This window comes from Yersinia sp. 2553 StPb PI (genome assembly GCF_052217105.1).
GTDB classification, from domain to species: Bacteria; Pseudomonadota; Gammaproteobacteria; order Enterobacterales; family Enterobacteriaceae; genus Yersinia; species Yersinia enterocolitica_E.
Genome location: NZ_JAZGPX010000002.1, coordinates 886966 through 913651 on the forward strand (window position 1 = coordinate 886966; position 26686 = coordinate 913651).

The window sequence follows — 26686 nt, forward strand, 5'->3', positions numbered from 1 at the left end:
TATACAGGCCAGCCGTAAGGACATAGATATTGTATTCTGTTATTGAGCCTAAACACGGCGGGCAGTCAGGGAATGTCATCCTGTGCCGGCAGTGCGACATGTCAGTGGCCTTACCCTCCCTGCCTTATGGCACTAAAGCGGTATGTCCGCGTTGCAAAACCACACTGACTACCAGGTGGGATGAGCCACGCAAGCGCCCTGTGGGGTACGCGGTTAGCGCATTATTTATGCTATTACTGGCTAATATGTTTCCGTTCGTCAACATGCGTGTGGCCGGGATCACCAGCGAAATTACCTTACTCCAAATACCCAGAGTCATGGTGTCAGATAACTATGCCAGCATGGCAACGTTATTTATGGTACTGGTTCAGTTGATACCGGCATTCTGTATGGTAGCCATCATCCTGCTTTGCCTGCGGGTGCGGATGCCAGCCCACTTGAAAGCCGCAATAGCGAAAGCGTTATTCCAATTTAAAAGCTGGTGCATGGTTGAGATCTTCCTCGCCGGTGTGCTGGTGAGCTTTGTCAAACTGATGGCGTATGGCGACATCGGTATTGGCAGCAGTTTTATCCCCTATTGCCTATTTTGTGTATTACAAGTCCGCGCCTTCCAATGTGTCGATCGTCATTGGATGTGGCAGGATATTGCCCCGGCTCCTGAACTGAAGCTCCCGTTGGTTGCGGGCCGTACTGGTTTGCGTCAGGGGTTGCGATCCTGTTCTTGTTGTACCGCAATTTTGCCGCAATCCCAGGTGCAATGCCCGCGCTGCCATACTCATGGCTATGTTCGTCGTCGCCATAGCTTGCAGTGGACAATGGCCCTATTGATCACCTCGATTCTGCTCTATATTCCGGCTAATTTGATGCCGATTATGATTACCGAAAGTCTGGGGAGTCAAATGGGTTCTACCATTATGGCGGGGGTCATTTTCTTGTGGAGCGAAGGTTCTTATCCGGTGGCGATGGTGATTTTTATCGCCAGTATCATGGTGCCATCGTTAAAAATGTTAGCGATTGCCTGGCTGTGTTGGGATGCAAAAGGTAAAGGTAATAGCGATACTGAACGGATGCATTTCATCTATGAAATCGTGGAATTTGTTGGCCGTTGGTCAATGATCGATGTCTTTGTTATTGCTGTGCTCTCTTCATTAGTCCGTATTGGGCAACTGATGAGTATTTATCCAGCGATTGGTGCACTGCTATTTGCCATGGTAGTGGTTCTGACAATGTTTGCTGCATTAACCTTTGATCCTCGTTTAACCTGGGATCGAATCAGTGAATCAACCCAAAAGGAGCCGCAAGGTGACGGACAATAATCCCAGCCAGAATGTGGCGGAAATTGAAAAAATCAAGCGATGGTCGCCGGTGTGGATCATCCCGATTGTCACTGTGCTGATTGGCGCATGGATTTTGTTTTATCATTTCAGCCACCAGGGGCCACAGGTGGTATTGACCACACTGAATGCCGAAGGTATTGAAGCAGGTAAAACAAAAATAAAAAGTCGTAGTGTGGATGTCGGTATCGTAGAGCAGGTCACGCTGAGTGAGGATCTGAACCATGTTATCGTGCAGGCACGGCTCAGCTCAGGCATGAATACCCTGTTACATGGCGATACCGTCTTCTGGGTGGTGAAGCCGCAGATTGGCCGTGAGGGTGTATCTGGCCTGGGAACACTACTTTCCGGTGCTTACATTGAGCTGCAACCGGGTAGCAAAGGTAAATCATTAAGTGAATTCACCTTATTGGATTCCCCACCGCTGGCCTCACCTGATGCTAAAGGGGTGCGTATCATTCTGGACAGCGAACAGGCTGGGCAGTTGAATGCTGGCGACCCGGTATTGTTCCGTGGCTACCGGGTCGGATCGGTAGAAACCAGCACCTTCGATGCCAAGTCACGCTTAATGCGTTATCAGTTATTTATTGGTGCGCCTTATGACAGTCTGGTCACCAGTAATGTCCGTTTCTGGAAGGACAGTGGTGTAGCGGTCGATCTATCATCACAAGGAATGCGAGTTGAAATGGCATCGCTGGCAACCCTTTTCAGTGGTGGCGTAAGTTTCGATGTGCCTGATGGTTTGGATCTGGGCAAACCGGTCACGGCAGATAAAGCTGAATTCAAACTGTTTGATAATCGCAGCAGCATTCAAAATTCTCTGTTCACTGAACATGAAGATTTCTTGTTGTTCTTCTCCGACTCTGTACGTGGTTTGCAGTCTGGTGCGCCGGTAGAGTTCCGTGGTATTCGTGTGGGTACTGTGGCCGATGTGCCGTTCTTCACCGAAGGTATGAGGCAGCGAGTTGATAATGATTTCCGTATTCCGGTGCTTATTCGCATTGAGCCAGGCCGTTTCCGCGATGATTTAGGCTCGGATACCAACTTTGCGCAAATATTGAAAACAGCCAAAGAACGCGGGCTACGTGCCTCATTGAAATCAGGTAACTTGCTGACGGGGGCGCTGTTTATTGATCTGGATTTCTACCCAGATGCCAAACCGTGGAAAGGGCCGTTGGAAGTGGCGGGCTATCCATTGCTGCCCACAGTCAGTGGTGGTTTAGCGCAAATTCAGCAGAAATTGATGCAAACACTGGATAAGATTAATAGTCTACCTCTGGATCCAATGGTGAATGAAGTCACGAAGACACTGGCTGAAAGTCAGAAAACGATGCGTGAAACTCAGAAAACCTTGGCGGCATTGACTGCAATCACCTCAAGCCCGGCGATGCAGGATCTCCCCAAAGATCTGCAAAAAACCCTGAATGAGTTGAATCGCAGCATGAAAGGCTTCCAGCCAGGTTCACCGGCCTACAACAAGATGGTGGGTGATATGCAACGGTTAGATCAGGTCTTGCGTGAATTACAGCCAGTATTGCGTACGCTGAATGAGAAGAGTAACGCGCTGGTATTTGAAGCGGCAGGAAGTCAGGATCCTCAGCCTAAGAAGGCCAAAAAATGATGAAATGGATGGCAGTTCTCGCAGCGCTGTTACTTAGCGCTTGCAGTAGCGAACCCGGCAAAACCTACTATCAGTTACCGGCACTCAGCGCACCTGCTACGGTCAGTAGTAGTGTTGCTTCAAGGCAATTATGGATTGAACATGTTGGTGTTGCTGATTATCTGGCTGCGACGGGAGTGGTATACCAAACCAATGATGTACAGTATGTCATTGCCAGCAACAACTTGTGGGCCAGTCCACTGGATCAACAGTTGCAGCAAACCTTGGTAACCAATCTGAGTAATGCGCTGCCGGGTTGGTTGGTCTCTTCACAACCACTGGATAGCGATCAGGATGTCCTCAATGTGACTGTAACCGGCTTCCATGGCCGCTATGATGGTCGCGCCGTCATTCGTGGTGTGTGGATACTGAAACATCAGGGACAGTTGATTAAGCAGCCATTCGATCTCGAGCTTAAACAGAGTGAAGACGGCTACGATGCTCTGATCCGAACCTTGGCGCAGGGCTGGCAGCAGGAAGCCAAGGTTATTGCTGCTCAGTTACAAAACGTTAAGTAATATTTTGTTCTAATTTAGTCTAATATCAGTCAAACCCTCTTTCGTTGCTAATGAAAAATTACTGCGAAAGAGGGTTTTTTGTTTAATATCAATATATTGCTTTCAGTTATCCCAAATCAATTACTTAGCAAATTCAGCGGACATAGCTCACAAATATGACATTGGCGTGAATTTTGCGCATTGCTTTTCTGTTTCCTAAGGTCTATCACTTAATTGTGACTGCACATAAAGTGGTCACTGTTTTCTTTCCACCAGACCGAAAGATGAGGGAAACGAGGCATGAAGAGACAGAAAAGAGATCGCCTGGAAAGGGCGTTGTCACGCGGGTATCAAGCAGGTATTTCAGGGCGTTCAAGGGAAATTTGTCCCTATCAAGCTTTAGACGCCAGATCGCATTGGTTAGGAGGTTGGCGACAAGCCATGGAGGACAGGGCTGTGACCGCTTAAGCGGCTCTCTGTCAGACTAAGGGATCACCTCCGCTTTATGCGCATATTGCGGAGGTTTTCATTTTTACTCTTCGTACTTGGTGCCGCAGCGTTGTTGGCTGCATTCGCTCACCCGAATCATTGACTAGTGTCAACTCATCGGGATTCACTCATTTGCCGCCTAGCTGCAACACCAATTACTTTGAGTAATACAGGTGGTACTTGTCGCTGCAGCATTGTTGGCTGCATTCGCTCACCCGAATCATTGACTAGTGTCAACTCATCGGGATTCACTCATTTGCCGCCTAGCTGCAACACCAATTACTTTGAGTAATACAGGTGGTACTTGTCGCTGCAGCATTGTTGGCTGCATTCACTCACCCGAATCATTGACTAGTGTCCAACTCATCGGGATTCACTCATTTGCCGCCTAGCTGCAACACCAATTACTTTGAGTAATACCGGTGGTACTTGTCGCTGCAGCATTGTTGTCTGAATTCGCTCACCCGAATCATTGACTGGCGTCAACTCATCGAGGTCTGACCAAATTATTCAGCCCAGCGTTTTAGCAAGATACTCGCGTTAACCCCGCCAAAACCGAAGCCATTTGACAGTGCATAGGTTATCTCATGGGGGAGAGCTTTACCTGCCACAATATTCAACCCCTTGGCCGCGGCATCCAGATTCTCCAAATTCAGAGTGGCAGGCACGATTTGATCACGCAGTGCCAGTACCGTGAAGATGGTTTCCAATCCGCCAGCCGCCCCCAGCAAATGCCCGGTGGCTGACTTGGTTGAGGTAATGGCTAAGGTATTACCTTCACCAAATAAGTGTTTAATCGCATTGATTTCGCCAAGATCCCCCACCGGAGTTGAGGTTGCATGCGCATTAAGATGCTGAACTTGTTCTGGCTTAATTTTAGCCTGACGCAATGCGATCTTCATTGCGCGATATGCGCCATCACCATCTTCAGCTCCAGAGGTCATATGGTAGGCATCAGCACTGGTACCGTAGCCGACAATCTCAGCTAACGGTTGTGCGCCACGGGCGAGAGCATGTTCCAATTCTTCAATAATCAGTAAACCGGCACCTTCCCCCATCACAAAACCATCGCGAGCACTGTCGAAGGGACGGGAGGCTTTCTCAGGTGTGCTATTAAAACCGGTTGATAGAGCACGAGCTGCAGCAAAACCAGCCAAACTGACCTTATCAATCGCGGCTTCAGCGCCACCACATAAGGCAACATCCGCTTCATCGTTGCGGATCATCCGCACCGCATCACCAATAGCTTGCACTCCCGCCGCACAAGCGGTGACGGGCGCGCCAATTGGCCCTTTAAAATGATGTTTAATAGAAACATGACCCGCAGCCAAATTCACCAAAAATGAAGGTATTGTGAAAGGGGAGAGGCGTTTTGGCCCGCGAGTGTCGGTGGTGCGTACGGCATGGGCAATTGCAGGGAAACCGCCAATACCAGAACCAATCACGGTAGCGGTACGTTCCTGTTTTTCTACATCGTCAGCATGCCAGTCGGCTTGGGTAATAGCTTCATCTGCCGCCGCCATCGCAAACGCAATGAAACGATCCATTTTCTTCTGATCTTTTGGCGCAACAGCTTTATCAGGATCAAAGCCTGCTTCTGAGTCTGCATCAAGTGTAGGCACTTGCCCACCAATCTTAGCTGACAAATCACCGACAATCTCATCCGGCAGAATACGGATGCCGGATTGCCCTGCCAGCAAACGTTGCCAAACAGTTTCGCTACCACAGCCTAACGGGGAAACCACACCCATACCTGTAATTACTACACGGCGCGTATTCATTGTTTTTCCTTTTGAGACTTAATTGAGTGAGACTGTTACCTGGTATCTATTGACTGTTTGCCATGCATCAGTGCCAACCGTTTATTAATTATATCGCTCTTGACGGAGCCTGCCGCAAGAGTGACATCTTGTGCACAAATAGGTTGCCCGGTATTTCTGTCCAGTAAGATAGTTTCTACCGGATTACCCGTACGGCGATCTGCGAGAACTACCGCAGGACCAAGTGGTGCAAAATGCTGATTACCCCACTGGAATAGTGCCGCCATCACTGGGAAAAAATCATTGCCACGCTCAGTCAGTAAATACTCATAGCGGGCAGGACGCGGATTATAGAGCCGCTTTTCAAGGATTCCACTTTCCACCAGATACTTTAGGCGGCGGGTGAGGATAGTGGGTGATAGCTGCAAACTTTGCTGAAATTCATCAAACCGCGTTAACCCCTGAAAGGCATCGCGGATGATTAATATGCTCCACCATTCGCCGACGCGTTCAAGAGAGCGGGCAACCGGGCAAGGCATGTCTTCAAGGCGGGTTCTTTGCATTCCATTCCTCACATCATTATTGTGGCTTTGGCTGAGCGTGGGCTGAAAATTAACATTCAACAGGTGACTACATTTATTGTAGTCACTTGGGTTAAAAAAAATGCCTCGTGGCATCATTATTATGGTGCAGGGGAGTAACTGCCCCTGCACAGGGATAACAGATATTAGAAAGTATTGGTGTCTTTAAACAGACCGACTTTCAAGTCGGTGGCAGTGTAAATCACTTTGCCATCAACCAAAACTTCACCGTCCGCGACACCCATAATTAATTTACGCATAATAACGCGTTTAAAATTAATACGATATGTTACTTTCTTGGCTTCAGGCAGTACCTGACCGGTGAATTTAACTTCACCGACACCCAGCGCGCGGCCTTTGCCTTCGCCACCTAGCCAGCCAAGATAGAACCCAACCAATTGCCACATAGCATCAAGGCCCAAGCAGCCTGGCATTACAGGATCACCGATAAAGTGGCAACCGAAGAACCATAGATCTGGATTGATATCCAGTTCCGCTTCCACATAACCTTTGCCATAGGTACCGCCGTCTTCTGTCATCTTGACGACACGGTCCATCATTAACATATTGCCTGCTGGCAATGGTGGTCCGCCAGCGCCAAACAGTTCGCCACGGCCTGATGCTTCAAGGTCTTCTTTTGTATAGGATTCGCGTTTATCTACCATGTTCTCAGTAAGCCTTATTTTAGTGAAGTGCGCAGAATAGCGTACACCTGTACGCTGAGCAAGTCCGATCAGCCCTGGTTGAACCAGTTTAGCCAGCGTAATGGCCAAGGCCAACGGTGTCTGTCCTGCGGATTAACCTGTGAGATTCGCTCTTGAATTATACCTAACAGGCTTGGTTGCTGCTCGTCGGCATACACCATGCCTGTCAATAACGGCAGTGCTTCAGCGGCGCTATCAACCGCCCAGAGATGGAACTGACCATTTTGTACCGCCTCAATCACTGCCTGATTCAGGCATAAATGACGGACATTGGTCGTCGGTAGAATCACCCCTTGAGTGCCCGTCAACCCGCGACGCTGACAAGCTTCGAAGAAGCCTTCGATCTTTTCATTTACGCCGCCAATAGGCTGCACATTACCAAACTGATCAACAGAGCCTGTGACCGCAATTTGCTGGTTGATAGGCTGCTGCGAAAGGGCACTGATCAAGGCGCAAAGCTCGGCCAGTGATGCGCTATCACCATCGACCTCACCATAGGATTGCTCAAAAACAATCGAAGCCGAGAAGGGTAGCGGCTGATCAAGTTCCAATTCTGAGATCAAGAATGCTTGCATAATCATCATGCCTTTAGCATGTAGATTACCGCCCAGTTCTGCTTTACGTTCAACGTCAACAAACTCGCCATCACCCAAGTGAACCACACAACTGATACGTGCAGGTTCGCCAAAAGCATAAGGGTGACCTGGGTATTCCAGTACCGACAAACCATTAATCTGACCGACGACTAACCCTTCGGTATCAACCAAAATTTGCCCTAGTTCAATCTCATCTTGCATCCGCTCAGCAAGATAACTATTACGCCAATCACGGGCATTCAAGGCAATGTCCAGCGCATTGGCTGTAATTGACTCTTCTTCAGCATACAGCGCTGCTTCTGCCAACTGGCCAGTTAGCCATACTGGGCACAGCGGCAGACTGCCCTGATCACCGCTGTAGCGCACTGCCTGACGAAACAGAACTGGCCAGGCATCGGCAGATAAAGATGGCAACTGCTTTTCCTGCAATAACGCATTGATATAGCCACACCATAGGGTCATGCCATCGATATCGACCAGCGGCAGCTCGACTTCGAACTCGCCATAGATAGCCAATTCACCTAACTCGGGTTCCATATCGTGGAAATCGCCAAGGCCCAGACGGTCGCCAACGAGAATCAGGCGCAGATCCAGTGGCATAGAGGGAATGTGTACTGGCAGAGGGCGAGTTTCATCAGGTGACAACCAATCGAAGCGCTGCTGGACAATCATCTGTTTCAGACGCAGCCACATCAGTGGTTGAGCTTGTAATGCCCGTACTGACAGGATCAATATGCCGCCATTAGCCTGATGAACCAAGCCGGGTTGCAGACTGATTTGATCTTTATGCCATCTAACACAACCAAACAGTTGTTCTGGTTCTATCCATTCCTGATAGAGACAGCGTGAATGTGCCGCAAAAGGCTCGTCACCACGTTGTGCCGGCTGCCAGGTCACTAGATTGGTATCAATCTGATAATCGCCACCAAACACGGCAGAGGCTTCAGGTTGCAGCTCTTTAACTGCCTGCGCGATCAATGCCAGATACTCAGTACTCTCCTGTGCTTTAATCAGCATAAAACGCGGTTGAGATTGTGGATGACAAAATAGCGTCATGCCATTCTCTAACCGGGGCTGAATCGCCGAGAAAGAAACCGGCTCCAACTGGGAGGCAGTAGTAAATAACGCTTCATAGGGCGTTGCGTTCGGCAGCATTGACTGCCATTCAAGTCGGTTATTGGTCAAAGTAATAGATGCAATCGTCAAAAAGGGAAAGGGCGATTATACAAGAATAAAGCAGGCTGCATATACGTAGAGTGGCAGTTGGTAGCAAGGAGTAAGACATCGGCAGTATTCCGTACAAAAAACAAACTAATCATAGGCTTTTAGTAGGGTGAAATTCTGCGTAAAACTGTTATGCTTGACTTAAGTTACACGGTCACTAAAGAGCTCACGATGAAATATCAACAACTGGAAAATCTGGAAAGTGGTTGGAAATGGGCGTATTTGGTAAAAAAACACCGTGAAGGTGAAGCCATTACCCGCCACATTGAAAACAGTGCAGCTACAGACGCAGTAGAGCAATTGATGAAACTGGAAAGTGAACCAGTAAAGGTGCTGGAGTGGATTGACACTCATATGAACGTACAACTGGCGACGCGGATGAAGCAGACTATCCGCGCCAGACGTAAGCGCCATTTCAATGCTGAGCATCAGCATACGCGCAAAAAGTCGATCGATCTGGAATTTCTGGTTTGGCAGCGTTTGGCAGCTCTAGCCCGGCGCCGTGGCAATACTCTGTCAGATACAGTGGTGCAGTTAATTGAAGATGCTGAGCGTAAAGAGAAATATGCCAACCAGATGTCATCTTTGAAACAGGACTTACAGGATATTCTCGGTAAAGAGATTTAACCTGTCTTGGTATGAATTAGATAAAAGTTGATATTGATATAGAGCCATTAAGAAAAGAGATGTGGCCTGGTTTGTTATCATTGATGACAAAAAAAACCCCGCAATGCGGGGTTTTTTACGAAAGGAGTAAACTTAAGCCTGTGGCTGAGTTACAACTTCTTTGTAGCCTTTAACTTCGATCTCTACGCGACGATCTGGTGCCAGGCAATTGATCAGAGCAGCACGTGGTTTCACGTTGTCACAGGTGTTACCAGTAACTGGGTTTGCTTGACCTTCACCGCGAGCGGTGATTTTGTCAGCAGGGATACCTTTAGAAACCAGGTAATCACGCACGCTGTCAGCACGACGCTGAGACAGAACTAAGTTCGGTGCTGGTTGACCGATACGGTCAGCGAAGCCCAGAACAACTACAGAACCGTCTTTAGGATCGATAGAGCTCAGTTGTGCATACAGTTGGTCCAGAGCTTGCTGGCCTTCTGGTTTCAGAGTTGCTTTGTTGAAAGCGAACAGCACGTCAGATTTCAGTGTGAAACGCTTAGTGTCAACAACTGGAGCTGGAGCTGGTGCTGGAGCAACTACTGGCGCTACTGCATCTTCCTGACCGAAACGGTAAGAAACACCCAGGCTCAGCATGCCATTGTCTGGACGAGCACCAACGGTAGCTTTATCACCGATGTTGCTAACCCATTGGTATTCCATACGGGTTGCCCAGTTTTTGGTCCATGCATATTCTGCACCCAGCGCTACCAGTGGAGAAACACCGGTGTCATGGTTGCTAGCACGGCTATCAGTAGGAGCATCGTAAGCGCTAGAATCTACGCGCCAAACCAGACCACCCAGACGGGTGTACAGGTCCAAGTCCTGAGCAATTGGGTAGCTCAGTTTAGCAGCCAGCTGTACGCCTTGTGCTTTGAATGCGCCGTTATTTACGTCGCCTTTGTAAGGCATACGGCCAAGCCAGTCGTATCCCATTTCAAAGCCCAGGTATTGGTTTGCTTGGTAACCCAAGAACGCACCAGCACCCAGTTGGTCTTTATGGGTAGGACCGTCGTTGCCAACGTTGCCATAGATACCGCCAGTGCCAGTATCTTGATACTGGGACCAACCCAGTTTACCACCGGTGTACCAGGTGTTATCTTTCGGTGCGGCTTGCGCTACTGTAGCGAAACCAGCCAGTGCCACTGCTAATGCGATAGCTGTCTTTTTCATTTTACGCCTCGTTATCATCCAAATAGGCAATGAGCTTTAAAAAGCTAAGCCCTTGGTTAAAATTCTTCGCCAAGGTTTTAACGCTCCCGTTAATCACGCTGCCAGTATAATTTGGCGTTTTAGAGCAACCTTGGCGATGTAAAGTCTACAACGTGGCGAGAAAGTTACAAGTGTGATGTGATAAACCGCCTGAAAAAAAAGCGAAATAGTGCATTATCTTTAACGATTTAGCGGTAAAAACCCGCGTTTTCTAGACGTTATTTTCTGCTGCAAGCCGCATTCCGACTCGCTTTATGCCGGTTTTACAGGAGTAAGCGCTAAATATTGTAATAATTCATGGGATAAATCCTAAATTTACTTAATGATACAAAGAAGAATGAATTTTTAACGTTGCGCACTGTCCTTGGTTCAGTTTTATGTCATTCAACGGACGCATAACAAACCCATAAGCATTCCCTAACTTTGCTGCCAAACGTAATCTGATTCGATCATTTTCTGACAACTCCGGTAGCCAACCAAGAACGACACTGTAATTTCCCGTCAATAATGCCTTCTCCATTGCATCAACAGTCGACAATGGATTGATTTGCCGTAACTGAACGACTTTATCTATTGGTAAGCCTGAATGCTGTAACCATAAACGACTTAATTTCTGTTGTGGGGCCAGCCATAAAAGCCACCGAGACTGCTTACCAAGTTGTTGCAATAAAGGAAGCAATAACTGAGTTACCGCAGGCTGGTTTTCACTGTACACAAGTTCACTGATAAGGCCACTATCTGTTGGAGCATCAGCTCTTTCCGGTGTTTCACGGCTAATAAGAGAATGATAATTAGCATTATAAGGTTTTAGTGATTGAGTACGCATTATGAACCTCGCCTGTAGTGTGCTGTATGCATATACAGTAGTCACTGTTTGTTCGAAGATCAACTAAATTTTTACAAGACGCTTCGCATAATTGTGATGTAAATCCGTGCAAATTCATTTTGTGTTTGGCTAGGTAATCCATATTGCGTATTTTTTAATTGGTTGTTCCTCTTACACTTATTGCAACTGGATAGGGACGTTGGATTGGATTTTTACTAAAGGAGTAGTTATGGAAAACGCATCAGAAAACAAAATCATGCAAGCACAGGATCGTTTCGATTTTTTAGGCAAGATCACAGTTCGTTCGCAATTTGGTGGCTATGGCCTATTGGCGAACGGCATTATGTTTGCGGTGATTTCGGACGGCGAACTGTATTTACGCGCTAATAATAAGATAGAAACGCTATTCCGCAGTCGGGGGATGAGTAACTTTGTCTACGCTAAACGCGGGTTACCGGTATTGCTGCGTTATTATTGGGTAGACTCTGCATTATGGAGTGATGAGTGCACACTAAGTCATTTTGCTACACGCGCTTATCAAGGGGCGAAAGCTGAGATTTTAAGCAAAAAAGGGCCAACAGTTCGTCTGAAAGATTTGCCGAATCTCAGTGCCAGCCTTGAACGACTATTGTGGAAAGCCGGCATCAAGAATGCGGCGGAACTGCGGCGTGAAGGGGCCAAATGCTGTTATCTGAAGTTACGTGCATTAAGGCGCTCACTCGGGGTTAATGTATTATTGGCGCTTGCTGGGGCGATAAGTGGCCACCATTATGCTGTGCTGCCTTTATTGATGCGTAGTGAACTTATTGAATGGTTTGAGATACACATCCGTTCGCCCAACATTACGCAGTTTGAAACAGCATAGCGGGGCCATCGGGAATGGCCCCAATCTTAATTAGTCTGGCTGATGTGCCTATTCAGTTCACTGAGTTCAGGTAACAGTTCAAGCAATAAACCTATTTGTTGTAAAACCAATTGGTCTTTGCTCTCCGGCTCAGGATTACAGTTCTGTAGCCGGGTAGATAAGCTGGCTAGCACCTGGGCCATTTTCGCGCTGTCAGGCTGCTCTTGCTCAAGTGTACCCTCGACATAACAAATCGCATCATTAAGCAGATTCAGGGTGGCGGTGTTGCTCAGTTTCTCTCGATGAGCACCCAGCGCGGATATATAGCTCAGCATCGTGTGGTTCAGACAGAGCAATCGGAATGCTGCCTCCTGAGTTTCTTTGTCATTTTTGGGTTCGGCAGACATATTTGAGATCACTGAGGCTAACTCCGCGTCGCAATTATGTGCATCACGGCGGGCTATACGGTAGTTCAGGCTATTATCTTTGCCTTGATAGTATTGCACCAGAATTGCATCCAAATAGCGGCAGTTGGCATTCAGCGTTTTATGAACCACCGCAGGGAGGTGGCGGAACTTCCAATCCGGCCAGATAAAACTCACCGCTACCCAGGCGATGGCACAGCCTAGCAGGGTATCAAATACCCGAGGTGCGGCAACCTCAAATCCTTCCCCTAATAGGTTAAAACAGAGCAAAACCAGCAGGGTAATAAACATCGTTGCATGAGCATACTGAACATTACGGAAAGCAAAAAATAGCACCCCGGTAATGACAATAAGGATGAGTTGCCCCTCAATGGAAGGCACAAAATACAGGATAGGCAAACCAATAAGAATACCCGCTAGCGTGCCAATTATACGCAATGCAAGGCGGCGGCGCGTCGCATTATAGTTAGGTTGGCAGACAAAAAGACTGGTCAGTAGGATCCAATAGCCGTGGCGCATGCCTGTTAGTTGAATAAACGCATAACCGAGACATAGCACCACTGACATGCGAACTGCGTGGCGAAATAGTGCAGATTGTGGGGTGAGATGGCGGCTGATACGCAGCTTGATATCACTCCATCCGGTAATGTGGTCGTCAGACAAACGGCTCTCGGGCTGAGGGCCTTCGGCTAATACTTGTTCGGATTCAATTCCCGCCAATTGGGCATCAATAGCCCGTAAATTTCTCAGTAAGTGGGAAAGGGCTTTAACTTGCGGGATATTCTCGTTTTGCGCGAGTTCTCTGGCCAGTGCCGCATCTAAAAACGTAAAGGCTCGCTCGAAGCGAGGATCATGCTGATACTTTTGTCTCATCAGAATGGATTGCGAAAGTTGCAGGCAGGCTCTGGCTTGCATACTCAGTAAGCGCTGAAAGCGGAATAGCACGTCGCTGTAACGGAATTTCTCTCGTAGAACCTGATATTGGACATGTGACGAGCTGGCGCGTTCATGAATATCTTGTGCGACAAAATAGTAGTGAAGTGTCCGTCTGGTCCCACGCTGGCCCCGATCACCTTTCAAGCGAGTCACCAGTGAGGCTTTGGCCTGATTTAAGGTTGATACCAGTGTGCCGTTGGCCATCGCCACATCAATAAGAGGCTGGTCGACATCAGATTCGATATCAGGATCGAAGAGATTAGCTTTTGCTTCCAAATAGTGAGCAAGCTGCTGGTAGCAACGAGCTAGATTATCCTGCAAGGGGCGGATAGGGAAAATAAGGTGTCCGCACAAGGTCAGTACGTTATACCAAACAGCTCCGAGCAGCAGCAGTAGCGGCTGTTGGTACCAGATATGGTACATCGAGGTACCCAACATGGTGTAGATAGCAATTAGCAATGCGCCAAAGGCAATGGTTGCATAGCGTTGCCCCAAAGCCCCCAGCAGAATAAAACCACAGGTTGAAAAGGTCAGACCGAGGGCAAAAAACCAGGGATAAGGAAATAACAACTCTATCGATGCGGACGCGACAAAAAAACAGATCAGCGTAATGAATAAATTGCGTAATCGCCCTGTCAGGCGGTCATCAAGATCAGTAAGTGCTGCCGCGACGACACCGAGTGTTAACGGAATTGTCAGTTTGGGCTGACCAATCCACCACGGAACCGCCGTTACTCCCGCCAACGCGATAAAAATACGGGCATGATAAAGCAGGCTACTATTGTAGACATAACGGCGTAAACCAGTGACGAAAGTGAGCACAAAAAACCTCTAAAACTGAAAATTCAGCGTTGCTGATATTGGCGTTGAGCGTTAGCCATTCTCGCTTGCTGTGCCATTTCGACTGAAACGACACGGCGGCCCACGGGCCACAAAGCAATAGCAGCAATTTTAAAATTGGCAATACCGACCGGGATACCAATGATGGTTATGCATTGCACAATCCCTGTGGCGATATGGGATAAACACAGCCACCAACCAAATAAAATGAACCAGACAATATTCAGTAACGAGCCGCCTGCAGTTATCAGAGCATTACTTTTTTCTGGGTATAATTCATTGACATGGATCGCCTCATTGCCATAAGGAAGAAATGATAATTTGGTAATTTCCCAGCAAGAGCGCGTTAATGGTAAGGTAAAAATCAGAACGACACTGACGACTGTGGCGAATAGCCAGCCCAGTGTGGTGAAGAAACCACCTAAAACAAAATTAAGAATATTCAGTACAGTACGCATAGTGATTTATCTGCCTAGCTGAATAAAAAAACCGCAACGCGGATGAGTGATAACAAACGCTAACCATTCTATATGAATAGGGCGGGTTAGTTTCCGTTGTCAACTATCGGATACCTGTTGTTTAAACTCAATTATTTTATTTACACTCCATTGTGTTATTTCAATTCACTTAATACGAGTAATGGCGCGCAGATATGGAACTTAAAGCGACATCTTTTGGCAAGCATTTGGCTCAGCACCCTTACAACCGGGTGCGCTTGCTCAATGCTGGCATCGAAGTATGCGGTGATAAACATCAGTACCTAATTCCTTTTAACCAGTTGGTTAACATTGAATGTAAGCGCGGTATTGTCTGGGGCGAACTGGAATTTGAATTGCCAGACCAACAAGTTGTCCGTTTACATGGCACCGAATGGCAGGAAACTCAACGTTTCTATCAACATTTACTGGGCATCTGGCAGCAATGGAGTGAAGAGATGAGCTTGGTTTGTGTTGAGGTTTTACATAAACAAGTGGAATCAATCAAGCGGATTGAGCAACAGGATAAATGGTTTAAACGCAGTGAGTTAGGACAGGTGCAGCACTCTATTCGCGAGGCTTTCGCCTCATTGCCAATACCGGTGCAGCGGTTGAACGAATTTGAGACCTGTCGTGCAGATTATGAGATCTGTTTGCGCTGGTTGCAGCAAGGTAGTCGCAGTGTAGAACGCCGGAATCAGCAATGGACCAACCGAATGTTGGAAGAGCATCAAGATTTCTTCCAAAGTGTAGAAACCTCCCCTCTGAATGAATCGCAAAGCCGGGCGGTGGTTAATGGCGAAGACTCGGTATTAGTTCTGGCAGGTGCCGGCAGTGGTAAAACATCGGTGCTGGTAGCCCGTGCCGGTTGGTTGTTACGCCGTAATGAAGCATTACCGGAGCAGATTTTACTGCTCGCATTTGGCCGTCAGGCGGCTGATGAGATGAATCATCGCATTAAGCAACGGTTAGCTGTGGATGATATTCAGGCTAAAACCTTCCATGCACTGGCATTGCAGATTATCCAGCAAGGCAGCCGTAAAACACCACTAATCAGTAAATTAGAATCAGACAGCCAGGCCAGAAGATCGTTATTGATTAAGAATTGGCAACAGCAGTGTAGTGAGAAAAAAGCGCAGGCAAAAGGGTGGCGTGAATGGCTAACTGATGAGCTTGAGTGGGAGGTTGATGAGGGTGAGTTTTGGCAAGATAAACGTTTAGCAGCCAGATTGGCGGGGCGGCTGGGGCGTTGGGTAGGGCTGATGCGAATGCACGGTGGTAGTCAAGCCGAAATGATTGAGCAGGCCGATGAAGAAGTGCGTGATCTCTTCCAGAAACGTATACGGTTAATGGCACCGTTATTGAAAGCGTGGAAAACGGCGTTGAAAGAAGAAGGTGCGGTTGATTTCTCCGGCTTGATTCATCAGGCAGTTAACTTACTGGATAAAGGGCGTTTTGTTAGTCCGTGGAAGCATATTTTGGTGGATGAGTTTCAGGATATCTCACCGCAACGCGCTATGCTGCTGGCAGCACTGCGCAAACAAAATAAGCAAACCTGTTTATTTGCGGTGGGTGATGATTGGCAGGCGATTTATCGGTTTAGTGGCGCGCAGCTCTCGCTCACTACAGCTTTTAGCCAGTACTTCGGTGAAGGGGCTGAATGTGCCTTGGATACCACTTACCGCTTTAATGATAGGATCGGTGAAATTGCGAACCGGTTTATTCAGCAAAACCCACATCAATTGAAAAAGCCACTTAACAGCTTGAGTAAAGGTAACAAAAAGTCAGTCATCATTTTACCGGACCAACAGCTTGACACCTTGCTGGATAAATTAAGCGGTTTTGTTAAGGATGATGAGCGCATTTTGATTTTGGCCCGCTATCACCATTTACGGCCTGAGATTTTGCAAAAAGCGGCAACTCGCTGGCCAAAACTGACGATTGATTTTATGACTATTCATGCCAGTAAAGGGCAGCAAGCCGACTATGTGATTATTGCAGGGCTGCATGAAGGTAATGATGGTTTTCCGGCAGTAGCGCGGGAATCAATTGTGGAAGATGTGCTGTTACCGGCACCGGAAGATTTCCCAGATGCGGAGGAGCGGCGTTTATTATATGTCGCAATGACTCGTGCGAAGCACCAGGTCTGGTTACTGCAAGATACAGCAAAACCCTCTATTTTTGTTAAGCAACTTAGCGAGTTAGGTGTTCCTGTTCAGCGTAAACCTTAACGGAGCTATCGCATACATTACGCCCGGTGGTTGTGGCACCGGGCGTAATGCTTATTGCAGTCGCTGTTTTAAGTAATGATCATAATCAGGGATTGCGATGGTAACTTCGCTGCTAAACAAGTTAGAACCAATTAAGAAGTCTGCGGTCGAGCGGTTGGTGGCGACAGGTATATTCCAGACTGTTGCCAGACGTAGTAGGGCTTTCACATCGGGATCATGCGGCACAGCATTCAGTGGGTCCCAGAAGAAAATCAAAATATCGATTTTTTTCTCTGATATCAGCGCACCCACTTCTTGATCTCCCCCCATCGGACCACTTAGTAAACAGTTAACGTCAATGCCGGTGGCTTTTTGTACCAGGTTTCCGGTGGTACCTGTGGCATAAAGTTCGTGCTGGGACAGCAGTTGTTTATTTTCCATAACCCATTCGAGCAGCGATTTTTTGCAGTGATCGTGGGAAACAAGGGCAATATGCTTGCGTACCGCAATAGTGCGGGTAGTCAGTTCCATCAAGATATCCTTCAATAAATGCTAGCGGTTTGCTAACAGATTACTGAAACGGAGATTTTGTGCATAGCGGTAACGCAAAGAAATGCGAGGAAACAAGCATAACCTGATGTTTAAGAACCGCCTTATCGTAAACGGATCATTTGCCCGGTTGCTTTTTAGCCCAGAGTAGGAAGCGTTGTTGAGTTTCGGCGTTGGCTTGCAGGAACCAATATTGCAGCATCTGTTCGGCAACATTTTCCCCTTGCAGGCTGGTGGTATTCTGCGCGGTATTTGTCCCTGCCACGGCAATAGTGGTCCCCGGCACCGCACTCACAGTTGACGGTGGAATGGTGGCAAAAGAGGGAACTGAAGCACTAAATTGGCCAACATTATAACTGGCCATTGCAGTTTCAAGTGTGCTGGCAGTGTTGAGATTGTCCTGATGTAATACATCGTGGCGCACAGATAATGGGCGGCCATTATCTCCAATAAGCTGATATACCGGGTTTTTAGAAAACTTATGCCCATCTCGTTCGGTATCAATGACCGGTAATTTTATGGCGACTGAACGAACATTGCGGGTATTAAACACCACCACTAATGGCGGAGAGGCATACAACACTTTCGGATCGGCTGGCAGTGGTTTAGCCACTTTGAACAGAATTTGATGCTGACCGCTGTTTAATTCCAAGCTATCGGCTCCTTTTAGCAAGGATCCTGACATATTTTTCCCATCGACCACCAACAGGTCAATTTCCGGCGCGAGTTTTAAGGTCGTGGCGATAGCTGAAGCACTACAGCAAACGGCCAAAATCCCTACGACCACCAGACCAAATTTCATGTGCTGCTCCTGAGGGTGATATCCGCGTACATTGTCAGACAGGCTAGATTATGTGTCAAAGTCTTTCCGTTCGCCCACATTTATTTACTTTTTGAAATGATCAGTATAAATATAACGTTTTTATCATGATGAATTATAAGGATAAAGCCGGCACTCTAACAGTAATTACTGCGACATCTCTTAAACCAAATCAATCTGACCGCATTTATGATCCATTTTCCCCATGATGTACACTTAGAGGATCGCCTAATATTGGTAGTATCCCTCCGGGTGCACATGGATTGGGATATTCTTTTAGCGCATCAGAGGAACTGAAAAATGCACGATAAAGATATTGCTGACATTCTCCAACAGGTAAAAACAATTGCATTAGTCGGGGCGAGTGATAACCCATCGCGGCCAAGTTATGGTGTTATGGCTTATCTGCTACAGCAGGGGTATCAAGTCACGCCTGTTAGCCCTAAATTGGCGGGGAAATCATTATTGGGCCAGCAGGCATATGCAGAACTGGCGGATATTCCTCATGCTATCGATATGGTGGATGTTTTCCGTAATGCCGAGGCTGCATACGGCGTTGCGCAAGATGCTATTGCTATCGGCGCCAAGGTTCTGTGGTTACAAATTGGTGTTATTAATGAGTTGGCGGCTACCTTGGCGGCAGATGCGGGAATAAAGGTGGTGATGGACCGTTGTCCGAAGATTGAAATACCGCGCCTGGGATTAGAAAAACAGTGATACGCGACGTTGCTAATTTTGGCGATAAAAAACCCGGTACTAAGCGCCGGGTTTTATCGATAAATCTCAAGATTTAGTTGCGTAGACGCGGAGCCTGTAGCTGATGGCGGATGGACGCCGCCAGTTCATCCAATGAAGGTTGCTCTGGGTGAGCATCCATATCTTCATAGGTTAGTTGCGCTTCAGCTAGATAGGTGTGTATCGGTTGCCCCTCATCATCCTCAATAACCACGTGATACCAAGGTGACGAACGCAACATAGCGTTGTTTGCAACCTCATCAGGTTCCGGTGGCTCGAGAGAATATTCAGGATCGATATCAATCACTACACCCAAATAGCCGTGTAGGCTGTGGCGGACCTGCTGCCCAATACCAAATTTGCTGGCAATCATGATAACCTCCTGAGAAACATTACTCTGCCTTCTATATGAGGGCAGTGTAGGGCATTTCAAGTCATACTATCCGGCACGCGAACCCTTTCAGGTACAGACCTTCTGGATATGTCGCGATAACCGGGTGATCCGCTGCCTGACGGAACTGTTCTATAAATTGTATATCATGCCCTGCATCTAACGCAGCATCGGCCAAAATTTTCTGGAATAAATCTGTTGGCATCAAACCAGAGCAGGAGAAACTTAACAAGATCCCGCCTGGGCGCAATAATTGTATCGCTAACATATTAATATCTTTGTAGCCACGACACGCACTTGCCAACTGACTTTTGTTCTCCACAAACTTCGGTGGGTCCATAATGATCATGTCAAACTTTTCCCCTTGCGTGCGGTAGTTACGCAGCAATTGGAACACATCATCCCGAATGAATTCGGTTTTGCTCAAATCCAACTGGTTGAGTTCAATGTTTTGTTTGGCTATATCCAGTACAGCTTGTGACGTATCAACGCTGATAACTTGCTTACAATTTCCCATCAGCGCTGCGACAGCAAAGGCACCGGTATAAGAGAAACAGTTCAGAACACGGCGACCATCGGCGTAGTTACGCGCCGCCAGGCGGCTATCGCGCTGATCTAAATAAAATCCTGTTTTATGGCCGTGCTGAATATCAACCAACAGTTGCATGCCGTTTTCGGTTATTGGCAGCAGGTCAGGCGGCATTTCACCACTGATTGTACCTTGCGTCAGAGGTAAGCCTTCTTTTTTACGTACGGAAACATCGGAGCGGTCATAAATAGAGCATTCTGGGTAACAATGTTGTAAGGCACTAACCAGCGTTTCCCGCTGATATTCAGCGCCGGCCGACAGTAACTGCAATACCAGAAAGTTCTGGAAGCGGTCTATGGTGATACCCGGCAGGCCATCAGACTCACCGGCGATCAGGCGATAGCCGTTCAAACCATCACGCTTTGCCAGCCAATCACGCCAGCTCTGCGCTTGCTGTAGACGGCGGATGAAGAACTCGCGGTCAATAACTTCATCTTGTTGGAACGTCCAGACTCGTGCCAAAATTTGTGATTCAGGAGAGTAGGCGGCACGGGCCAGCCATTTACCCTGGCTATCAAGGATATCGAGGGTTTCACCGGGCAGGGCACTCCCCTCAAGGCGTTGAACGGCCCCAGAGAAGATCCACGGATGGCGACGAAGTAAGGACTTTTCACGTCCTTTGGCAAGAATCAGGCTTACGGTCATAATTAAGTTGCTGCCAGCTAGGTAAAAAAGAGCAGTATTGTCGGAGTATGAGCCGGAAAATGCAAATTATCACGTAGATGAGGAGTCTATATGCCAAAAGTATGCACTGCCGCCTATGTTTATGGCGTTGTTCAGGGCGTGGGTTTCCGCTATAGCACGCAACGTCAGGCACAAGCGCTGGGTGTGACGGGTTACGCTAAAAATTGTGATGATGGCAGTGTGGAAGTGGTGGCTTACGGCGAGCAACATGCGGTTGAACACCTGCTGGAGTGGATTAAGCAGGGGGGGCCACGCGGTGCGCGGGTGGATCGCCTGCTGACGGAACCTTATCCGAGCACCGCGTTTGAAAAATTTAACATCCGCTATTAACTCACGAGCGGTACCAGAGCACAGCTATCCGTCGTTAAATACTGTTATCTGTCGTTAAATACACTTAACGGGTTTGGGTAATCCTGCAATTTTGGTTGCTTGCTTTGCTGGCCCTTTGGGGAATAAACGATACAGATATCGGCTATTACCTTTCTCTTCACCATACTTTTGTGCCATGGCCTTTACCAGCATGCGGATTGCAGGTGATGTATTGAATTCTTGATAAAATGCACGCACAAAGCGCACCACTTCCCAATGTGGTTCAGTGAGTATAATCCCTTCCTGTTCAGCCAGTATGGGCGCTAAAGCCTCGCTCCAGTCCGTGCTATTTTTCAGATAACCCTGTGCATCGGTATCAATAACCTGGCCTTTAAACTCCAACATACAACCTCGGTAATTCAATCAATGAAACGGCCGCTAATTTAGCAAATATTTGCCACTACCCCAAAGAAGTCTCTGCTGTTATTTGGTGAGGTGCCATCTGTGCGAGAGTAAATAAACCGGCTGCTGTACGCCTAATGGCCAGTTAGCATAAGGGATGACGATAAATTCAGCACTCGACAATCAGCTAGCGGATTTTTTGGTCAATTAAGCACAAACAGGCTTTACAAGCGGTAGAGCTCTGTTTATAGTTCGGCTCGTTGCGGAGGGGTGGCCGAGTGGCTGAAGGCAACGGTCTTGAAAACCGTCGACGGGTAACCGTTCGAGAGTTCGAATCTCTCCTCCTCCGCCATCATTTCTCTTTATCCTCTTGTTTTTCCCCCAGTTACTTATCCCAAACAAAATTATTCAGTATGCCGTCTGGTATGCCGTATCCCGTGTGAATCGCCCCATTAGTGAGAATACTGATTAACCATCAACTCAGATTCAGTATGGGAACCATGGAATGAACGGGTTTTATGGCGAAAAGTACCACCACATATCACTAACGTAATCTCCCTATTGCTGGAAAGTGCCCAGGCAGCCGGCAGATTATTGGTCAGTACCATTATTCCATCTTGTTTTGCCGGCTCTCGCGCAACATTTAATGTGGTACTGCCACTGTCGAGAATGATGGAATCCCCTGGTTGCACCATTTTTGCAGCCCGGATAGCGATCCGGCATTTGAGATCGATAGCAAATAAAATAGCAATTCGAAATAAATCGAAAGTTATGATGCAAGTGATACTCGCTTGCCTGATTGTGTTGTGGTTGCTGGTTACCTATATCTTGGCGGTTGAAGTGAGTTGTGAAACTGGTAGCCCTTATATTTACGTAGCGAGGAGCTCTAATGGTCTTAGTATACCTACAAAGAGGTATATGATTGACTTTTATGTAAAAATTGATCGATGAGATGCTTTTTTTTTGAGCTGGTTCATAAAAGCGAATACCCACACAAAAATTGTTTGATCTAAAACAAGCATTCTTACTACTACAAATCATTTGCTGCAAATCCTCCTTACTATCTGCCTAACCCACAGGGTGATATCAGTCATGCTTCGCCTCCTGGCTCGCTATTTCTCACCTGATTGCGGGTTTAAAAATAAAAAAACCATCTGGTGCGGGCACTGATAGCGTCCGGTATGGAAAAACACACTGGAGTAAATATTGTGAGCAAATTTATAAGACAGGTGTTGGTAGGGATAATGGCTCTTTTGGCAATAGGCGCGGTATTTTCTTTGTCGGCGGCACCTACGCCGCCGATTGAGGCCCGCAACGATAAATTCGCTGAACAGCATGTTGACCAATTCACCTCATGGCTGAAAACCAAAGAGAGTGGGCCACGAGAAGATGCGCTGGCGGATGACCCCAATTTGGTGATCCTTTGGGCCGGATATCCGTTTGCCAAAGATTATAACAAACCTCGTGGGCACTATTATGCTGTCACTGATGTGCGGGAAACCTTACGTACCGCAGCACCGAAGACCGCAGAGGATGGCCCCTTGCCGATGGCCTGCTGGAGCTGTAAAAGCCCGGATGTTGCCCGCTTGATCAATGAACAAGGTGAAGAAGGGTATTTCAAAGGGACTTGGGCCAGAGGTGGCCCGGAAGTCGTCAATCAGTTGGGGTGTGCCGATTGCCATAATACCGCTTCTGCTGATTTTGCTGCCGGGAAGCCAGCTTTAGTCCTCTCCCGGCCCTATGCTGAGCGTGCTTTGCAATCTATCAATAAACCTTTCGAACATGCCAGCCGCTTGGATCAACAATCCATGGTGTGCAGCCAGTGCCATGTTGAGTACCACTTCGCCGGTAAAGATAAAGCGGTGAAATTCCCATGGGATCAAGGCACGGATGTGGCGTCAATGGAGAAGTATTACGATGAAATCGCTTTCTCCGATTGGGTTCATCCGCTGTCAAAAACCCCGATGTTGAAAGCCCAACATCCTGAGTATGAAACCTGGCGTGCGGGGATCCACGGTAAAAACAATGTCAGTTGTATCGATTGCCATATGCCGAAAATCCAAAATGCGGCAGGTAAGGTGTATACCGACCACCAGATCCGCAACCCGTTTGATAGCTTTGAAACTACCTGTGTTAACTGCCATACCCAGGATAAAAAAACCTTGCAAGATATTGTTGCTGAACGCAAAGCCAGCATTCAGGAGTTAAAACTGAATGTTGAGAAACAACTGGTTCACGCGCATTACGAGGCAAAAGCTGCTTGGGATGCCGGGGCAACCGAGCAAGAAATGCAACCTATTCTACAAGATATCCGCCATGCCCAATGGCGCTGGGATTATGCCATTGCTTCCCACGGTATTCATATGCATGCACCGGATGTTGGTCTGCGTGTATTGGGGGGCGCGTTGAATAAAGCTGCCGATGCCCGCACCAAACTTGCACGTCTGCTGGCGACAAAAGGGATTAGCCACGAAATTCCGCTGCCGGATATTTCGACCAAACTCAATGCCCAGAAAGCGCTGGGAATGGATATGGATAAGCTGAACCGCGAGAAGCAGGAGTTTCTGCAACAAGTGGTACCAGCCTGGGATGATCAAGCCAGAAAAGCGGGCCGGTTGAGCCAGTAAGAGGCGTTCCGGTGTGACAATACGCTCACCGGATCTATTCCAGAGACAAACGGCCCCAGATTGGGGCCATAGCAAAGGTGGAATAACTATGCGCGTTTTACGTTCATTCGGTTCAGCCGCGCTGCTGGTAGTGTTGATTCTGTGCACGCTGCCCACTCTCGCCACAACACCGAACACGACGGCGAAAATGCCCGCGTTGCGCCATATTGTTGAGCCGCAGCGCAACCCGGATGCTGCTTGCATCCAATGTCATAAAGAACAAAAAGATGAGTTGCATGGCAAACATGCTGGCGCGGTAAATCCGAATACGCAGTTGGCCTTAACCTGTACCAACTGCCATGGGCAGGCATCGGTGCTGCACCGTAATGGTATTAAAGATGTGATGCGTTTTAACCGCGATATGTTTAATGCCGATAAAGCGATGTACAGCGTCTCACAACAAAACAGTGTCTGCATGAGCTGCCATCTGCCGGAGAAATTACGCGAGGCGTTCTGGCCCCATGATGTGCACATGTTGAAGCTTTCTTGTGTCAGTTGTCATCAGTTGCATCCTAAAACCGACCCGATGCATGGCCTTGACGATAAAGGGCGGGTCAAACTCTGTGTTGACTGTCATCGCCGTCAGCAGGAGCTGATATCGAAGGAAACACCATGAATACGAACCGTCGTCACTTTATCGCCAGTATGGGGGCGCTGATTTTCCTGACCGGTTCTGCTGGACGTTCACTGGCACTCAGCGGCACTGTTGATGGCATTCGTTACGGGATGCTACATGATGAAACCCGTTGTATTGGTTGCACGGCCTGTATGGATGCTTGCCGTGAGGTTAATCATGTACCCGCTGGGGTCTCACGGTTAAACATCATCCGTAGCCAACCGATCGGTGAGTTTCCTGCTGTAAAATATCAGTTCTATCGTCACTCCTGCCAGCATTGCGATAAGGCGCCCTGTGTCGATGTGTGCCCAACCGGAGCCTCGTATCGCGATAGCGGGACTGGGATTGTTGATGTCGATCCCGACCTCTGCGTAGGGTGCCAGTACTGTATCGCCGCCTGTCCGTACCGGGTGCGCTTTATCCATCCGGTGACGAAAACTGCCGATAAATGCGATTTTTGTCGGAAAACTAATCTAAAGCAGGGTAAACAGCCCGCCTGTGTCTTGTCGTGCCCAACCAAGGCACTCACCTTTGGCAATTTGGACGACCCTAACAGTGAACTGGTGAAATTATTGCATCAGCGCACTGTGTATCGCGCCAAGTTACATCTTGGGACACAACCGAAATTGTATCGTGTTCCCTTTCAGTATGGGGAGATAACCGGATGAATCCTGAACTGAATACCCCGTTTCACTTTGCCTCGTTAGTGTGGGATTGGCCGATAGCCATCTATCTGTTTTTGATAGGAGTATCGGCGGGCATGGTGGTAGTTAGCCTATTGGTTAAGCAACGGGTTCTGGGCGGTGAGGCGGCGCGCAGTGGGTTAGTTAAATCGACCGCTATGATGGCGCCCTTAGCGGTGATTATGGGGTTGTTTATTTTGATACTGCACCTTACCCGGCCGTGGACTTTCTGGAAGCTGATGTTTTTCTACAGTACCAGCTCGGTGATGTCATTGGGTGTCATGCTGTTTCAAATTTATATGGTGGTGCTGTTGGTCTGGCTGGCGGTGATATTTCGCCACGGGCTGACGGCGTTATTACAGCCTTACCGCAAATTGAATTGGGTTGGCACGGTACTGCATAAACTGGCACCGATTGAATGCAAGTTGGAACCATTGATGATGTTTCTGGCTGTGGCGTTGGGGGCATATACCGGCTTCCTGTTATCGGCCCTGAAGAGTTACCCCTTGTTGAATAATCCGGTATTGCCGGTGTTATTTCTGTTCTCCGGCGTTTCTTCGGGTATTGCCGCCATGGTGTTGTGCGCAGTGACCTTTTTTAAAGAACCCATAGATAGCCCGGCACTGGCATTTGTTCATCGGCTGGAAAAACCGGTGGTGTGGTTGGAGCTATTTCTGCTGCTAGCATTCTTCACCGGGCTGTGGTTCGGCGGTGGTCAGAAAGAAGTCGCGGTCGCTGTCGCGTTGGGCGGTGGTTTTTGGGCCGCGATGTTTTGGTTCTGGGTTATCGGTTGCGGCATGGTGCTGCCATTAGTTTTAAACCGTTTTTGTAGCCATGGAATGCGCCATCGGGTTTCATTTCTAGTGACGGTATCCGGCTTGAGTTTGTTTGGCGTATTGGTTTTACGTTTCTTTATTCTTTATGCCGGTCAGATGACGGTTGTGTGAGGAGGCGAACGGGTGATG

The 26686-nt window shown here is 48.0% G+C and carries 27 protein-coding genes and 1 tRNA gene; 14 read left to right on the forward strand and 14 right to left on the reverse strand.

Features of this window, described 5'->3' with window-relative positions; genetic code table 11:
- Positions 1-29: 29 nt before the first annotated feature.
- The 4 genes from pqiA to rmf all read left to right on the forward strand — a co-directional run bounded on the left by pqiA (position 30) and on the right by rmf (position 3959).
- Entirely contained in the window at positions 30-1316 is a 1287-nt protein-coding gene (gene pqiA / locus V2A84_RS05265) for a membrane integrity-associated transporter subunit PqiA (protein ID WP_083158463.1), read from the forward strand.
- Complete coding sequence (pqiB, locus tag V2A84_RS05270; protein ID WP_193784634.1) at positions 1303-2955, forward strand: intermembrane transport protein PqiB; 1653 nt, start codon at positions 1303-1305, stop codon at positions 2953-2955. Before pqiA ends, pqiB begins: the two co-directional genes overlap by 14 nt.
- The gene (gene pqiC / locus V2A84_RS05275) at positions 2952-3512 is read left to right on the forward strand and encodes a membrane integrity-associated transporter subunit PqiC (RefSeq protein WP_083158464.1); all 561 of its coding nucleotides are present in this window, start codon (positions 2952-2954) and stop codon (positions 3510-3512) included. Before pqiB ends, pqiC begins: the two co-directional genes overlap by 4 nt.
- A gap of 279 nt (positions 3513-3791) precedes the next feature.
- Positions 3792-3959 carry a ribosome modulation factor gene (gene rmf / locus V2A84_RS05280; protein WP_005170911.1) on the forward strand — a complete coding sequence of 56 codons (168 nt, stop codon included), beginning with the start codon at positions 3792-3794 and terminating at the stop codon, positions 3957-3959.
- Between the two features lie 527 nt (positions 3960-4486).
- Here rmf and fabF read toward each other — a convergent pair.
- The 4 genes from fabF to V2A84_RS05300 form a co-directional block, all read right to left on the reverse strand.
- Positions 4487-5761, reverse strand: coding sequence for a beta-ketoacyl-ACP synthase II (gene fabF / locus V2A84_RS05285; RefSeq protein WP_083158465.1), 1275 nt, complete (start codon positions 5759-5761; stop codon positions 4487-4489).
- Between the two features lie 35 nt (positions 5762-5796).
- Positions 5797-6303, reverse strand: coding sequence for a winged helix-turn-helix transcriptional regulator (locus tag V2A84_RS05290; protein WP_083158466.1), 507 nt, complete (start codon positions 6301-6303; stop codon positions 5797-5799).
- 164 nt (positions 6304-6467) lie between these two features.
- Positions 6468-6986 (reverse strand): bifunctional 3-hydroxydecanoyl-ACP dehydratase/trans-2-decenoyl-ACP isomerase, encoded by a 519-nt coding sequence (gene fabA, locus V2A84_RS05295; protein ID WP_083158467.1) that lies wholly within the window; start codon positions 6984-6986, stop codon positions 6468-6470.
- A gap of 68 nt (positions 6987-7054) precedes the next feature.
- Entirely contained in the window at positions 7055-8806 is a 1752-nt protein-coding gene (locus V2A84_RS05300; RefSeq protein ID WP_193784635.1) for an AAA family ATPase, read from the reverse strand.
- Between the two features lie 210 nt (positions 8807-9016).
- Here V2A84_RS05300 and matP point away from each other — a divergent pair, with 210 nt between their 5' ends.
- The gene (gene matP, locus V2A84_RS05305) at positions 9017-9472 is read left to right on the forward strand and encodes a macrodomain Ter protein MatP (protein ID WP_083158469.1); all 456 of its coding nucleotides are present in this window, start codon (positions 9017-9019) and stop codon (positions 9470-9472) included.
- Between the two features lie 132 nt (positions 9473-9604).
- Here matP and ompA read toward each other — a convergent pair whose 3' ends face one another.
- Both ompA and sulA read right to left on the reverse strand, forming a co-directional pair.
- Positions 9605-10681, reverse strand: coding sequence for a porin OmpA (ompA, locus tag V2A84_RS05310; RefSeq protein WP_083158470.1), 1077 nt, complete (start codon positions 10679-10681; stop codon positions 9605-9607).
- Between the two features lie 358 nt (positions 10682-11039).
- Positions 11040-11546 (reverse strand): SOS-induced cell division inhibitor SulA, encoded by a 507-nt coding sequence (sulA, locus tag V2A84_RS05315; RefSeq protein WP_083158471.1) that lies wholly within the window; start codon positions 11544-11546, stop codon positions 11040-11042.
- Between the two features lie 229 nt (positions 11547-11775).
- Between sulA and V2A84_RS05320 the strand changes: the two genes are divergently transcribed.
- Entirely contained in the window at positions 11776-12411 is a 636-nt protein-coding gene (locus V2A84_RS05320) for a TfoX/Sxy family DNA transformation protein (RefSeq protein ID WP_083158472.1), read from the forward strand.
- 26 nt (positions 12412-12437) lie between these two features.
- Here V2A84_RS05320 and yccS read toward each other — a convergent pair whose 3' ends face one another.
- Both yccS and V2A84_RS05330 read right to left on the reverse strand, forming a co-directional pair.
- Entirely contained in the window at positions 12438-14573 is a 2136-nt protein-coding gene (yccS, locus tag V2A84_RS05325) for a YccS family putative transporter (RefSeq protein ID WP_442848643.1), read from the reverse strand.
- 23 nt (positions 14574-14596) lie between these two features.
- Entirely contained in the window at positions 14597-15049 is a 453-nt protein-coding gene (locus V2A84_RS05330; RefSeq protein ID WP_083158474.1) for a YccF domain-containing protein, read from the reverse strand.
- Positions 15050-15243: 194 nt separating this feature from the next.
- On the opposite strand from V2A84_RS05330, the gene helD reads away from it, so the two are divergent.
- A complete protein-coding gene (gene helD, locus V2A84_RS05335; protein WP_083158475.1) occupies positions 15244-17298 on the forward strand; it encodes a DNA helicase IV in 2055 nt (684 codons plus the stop codon).
- Between the two features lie 51 nt (positions 17299-17349).
- Here helD and V2A84_RS05340 read toward each other — a convergent pair whose 3' ends face one another.
- Both V2A84_RS05340 and V2A84_RS05345 read right to left on the reverse strand, forming a co-directional pair.
- On the reverse strand, positions 17350-17808 hold the full coding sequence (locus V2A84_RS05340) for a methylglyoxal synthase (protein ID WP_083158476.1): 459 nt from the start codon (positions 17806-17808) through the stop codon (positions 17350-17352).
- 136 nt (positions 17809-17944) lie between these two features.
- Positions 17945-18628, reverse strand: coding sequence for a DUF2057 family protein (locus V2A84_RS05345; protein WP_193784636.1), 684 nt, complete (start codon positions 18626-18628; stop codon positions 17945-17947).
- A 318-nt stretch (positions 18629-18946) separates the two neighbouring features.
- Here V2A84_RS05345 and V2A84_RS05350 point away from each other — a divergent pair, with 318 nt between their 5' ends.
- On the forward strand, positions 18947-19363 hold the full coding sequence (locus V2A84_RS05350) for a CoA-binding protein (RefSeq protein ID WP_083158477.1): 417 nt from the start codon (positions 18947-18949) through the stop codon (positions 19361-19363).
- A 73-nt stretch (positions 19364-19436) separates the two neighbouring features.
- Here the strand turns inward: V2A84_RS05350 and hspQ are convergent, their stop codons facing one another.
- Both hspQ and rlmI read right to left on the reverse strand, forming a co-directional pair.
- Positions 19437-19754 (reverse strand): heat shock protein HspQ, encoded by a 318-nt coding sequence (gene hspQ / locus V2A84_RS05355; protein ID WP_083158478.1) that lies wholly within the window; start codon positions 19752-19754, stop codon positions 19437-19439.
- A gap of 61 nt (positions 19755-19815) precedes the next feature.
- Positions 19816-21006, reverse strand: coding sequence for a 23S rRNA (cytosine(1962)-C(5))-methyltransferase RlmI (rlmI, locus tag V2A84_RS05360; RefSeq protein ID WP_083158479.1), 1191 nt, complete (start codon positions 21004-21006; stop codon positions 19816-19818).
- A gap of 90 nt (positions 21007-21096) precedes the next feature.
- Between rlmI and yccX the strand changes: the two genes are divergently transcribed.
- Positions 21097-21375 carry an acylphosphatase gene (gene yccX, locus V2A84_RS05365; RefSeq protein WP_083158480.1) on the forward strand — a complete coding sequence of 93 codons (279 nt, stop codon included), beginning with the start codon at positions 21097-21099 and terminating at the stop codon, positions 21373-21375.
- A 54-nt stretch (positions 21376-21429) separates the two neighbouring features.
- Here yccX and tusE read toward each other — a convergent pair whose 3' ends face one another.
- A complete protein-coding gene (gene tusE, locus V2A84_RS05370; RefSeq protein ID WP_083158481.1) occupies positions 21430-21759 on the reverse strand; it encodes a sulfurtransferase TusE in 330 nt (109 codons plus the stop codon).
- 261 nt (positions 21760-22020) lie between these two features.
- Between tusE and V2A84_RS05375 the strand changes: the two genes are divergently transcribed.
- Positions 22021-22108 (forward strand) — tRNA-Ser (locus V2A84_RS05375).
- 100 nt (positions 22109-22208) lie between these two features.
- Here V2A84_RS05375 and V2A84_RS05380 read toward each other — a convergent pair.
- Entirely contained in the window at positions 22209-22556 is a 348-nt protein-coding gene (locus V2A84_RS05380) for a hypothetical protein (protein ID WP_442849113.1), read from the reverse strand.
- Between the two features lie 444 nt (positions 22557-23000).
- Here V2A84_RS05380 and nrfA point away from each other — a divergent pair, with 444 nt between their 5' ends.
- The 4 genes from nrfA (at position 23001) to nrfD (ending at position 26668) form a co-directional block, all read left to right on the forward strand.
- Positions 23001-24383, forward strand: a complete 1383-nt coding sequence (gene nrfA, locus V2A84_RS05385) for an ammonia-forming nitrite reductase cytochrome c552 subunit (RefSeq protein WP_083158483.1) — start codon at positions 23001-23003, stop codon at positions 24381-24383.
- An 88-nt stretch (positions 24384-24471) separates the two neighbouring features.
- Positions 24472-25038 carry a cytochrome c nitrite reductase pentaheme subunit gene (gene nrfB, locus V2A84_RS05390; protein WP_083158484.1) on the forward strand — a complete coding sequence of 189 codons (567 nt, stop codon included), beginning with the start codon at positions 24472-24474 and terminating at the stop codon, positions 25036-25038.
- A complete protein-coding gene (gene nrfC / locus V2A84_RS05395) occupies positions 25035-25706 on the forward strand; it encodes a cytochrome c nitrite reductase Fe-S protein (protein WP_083158485.1) in 672 nt (223 codons plus the stop codon). Before nrfB ends, nrfC begins: the two co-directional genes overlap by 4 nt.
- Entirely contained in the window at positions 25703-26668 is a 966-nt protein-coding gene (nrfD, locus tag V2A84_RS05400) for a cytochrome c nitrite reductase subunit NrfD (protein WP_442848644.1), read from the forward strand. The genes nrfC and nrfD overlap by 4 nt, the downstream gene beginning before the upstream one ends.
- The last annotated feature ends 18 nt before the right edge of the window (positions 26669-26686 follow it).

Bases quoted from the DNA above. Each gene is read 5' to 3' on its own strand.
- nrfD (WP_442848644.1), top strand. From the start codon at position 25,703: ATGAATCCTGAACTGAATACCCCGTTTCACTTTGCCTCGTTAGTGTGG.
- V2A84_RS05340 (WP_083158476.1), bottom strand. From the start codon at position 17,808: ATGGAACTGACTACCCGCACTATTGCGGTACGCAAGCATATTGCCCTT.
- V2A84_RS05345 (WP_193784636.1), bottom strand. From the start codon at position 18,628: ATGAAATTTGGTCTGGTGGTCGTAGGGATTTTGGCCGTTTGCTGTAGT.
- tusE (WP_083158481.1), bottom strand. From the start codon at position 21,759: ATGTTGGAGTTTAAAGGCCAGGTTATTGATACCGATGCACAGGGTTAT.
- rmf (WP_005170911.1), top strand. From the start codon at position 3,792: ATGAAGAGACAGAAAAGAGATCGCCTGGAAAGGGCGTTGTCACGCGGG.
- fabA (WP_083158467.1), bottom strand. From the start codon at position 6,986: ATGGTAGATAAACGCGAATCCTATACAAAAGAAGACCTTGAAGCATCA.
- V2A84_RS05350 (WP_083158477.1), top strand. From the start codon at position 18,947: ATGCACGATAAAGATATTGCTGACATTCTCCAACAGGTAAAAACAATT.
- sulA (WP_083158471.1), bottom strand. From the start codon at position 11,546: ATGCGTACTCAATCACTAAAACCTTATAATGCTAATTATCATTCTCTT.
- V2A84_RS05320 (WP_083158472.1), top strand. From the start codon at position 11,776: ATGGAAAACGCATCAGAAAACAAAATCATGCAAGCACAGGATCGTTTC.
- pqiC (WP_083158464.1), top strand. From the start codon at position 2,952: ATGATGAAATGGATGGCAGTTCTCGCAGCGCTGTTACTTAGCGCTTGC.
- nrfB (WP_083158484.1), top strand. From the start codon at position 24,472: ATGCGCGTTTTACGTTCATTCGGTTCAGCCGCGCTGCTGGTAGTGTTG.
- matP (WP_083158469.1), top strand. From the start codon at position 9,017: ATGAAATATCAACAACTGGAAAATCTGGAAAGTGGTTGGAAATGGGCG.
- ompA (WP_083158470.1), bottom strand. From the start codon at position 10,681: ATGAAAAAGACAGCTATCGCATTAGCAGTGGCACTGGCTGGTTTCGCT.
- helD (WP_083158475.1), top strand. From the start codon at position 15,244: ATGGAACTTAAAGCGACATCTTTTGGCAAGCATTTGGCTCAGCACCCT.
- nrfC (WP_083158485.1), top strand. From the start codon at position 25,035: ATGAATACGAACCGTCGTCACTTTATCGCCAGTATGGGGGCGCTGATT.
- V2A84_RS05290 (WP_083158466.1), bottom strand. From the start codon at position 6,303: ATGCAAAGAACCCGCCTTGAAGACATGCCTTGCCCGGTTGCCCGCTCT.
- rlmI (WP_083158479.1), bottom strand. From the start codon at position 21,006: ATGACCGTAAGCCTGATTCTTGCCAAAGGACGTGAAAAGTCCTTACTT.
- yccX (WP_083158480.1), top strand. From the start codon at position 21,097: ATGCCAAAAGTATGCACTGCCGCCTATGTTTATGGCGTTGTTCAGGGC.
- nrfA (WP_083158483.1), top strand. From the start codon at position 23,001: ATGGCTCTTTTGGCAATAGGCGCGGTATTTTCTTTGTCGGCGGCACCT.
- fabF (WP_083158465.1), bottom strand. From the start codon at position 5,761: ATGAATACGCGCCGTGTAGTAATTACAGGTATGGGTGTGGTTTCCCCG.
- V2A84_RS05330 (WP_083158474.1), bottom strand. From the start codon at position 15,049: ATGCGTACTGTACTGAATATTCTTAATTTTGTTTTAGGTGGTTTCTTC.
- hspQ (WP_083158478.1), bottom strand. From the start codon at position 19,754: ATGATTGCCAGCAAATTTGGTATTGGGCAGCAGGTCCGCCACAGCCTA.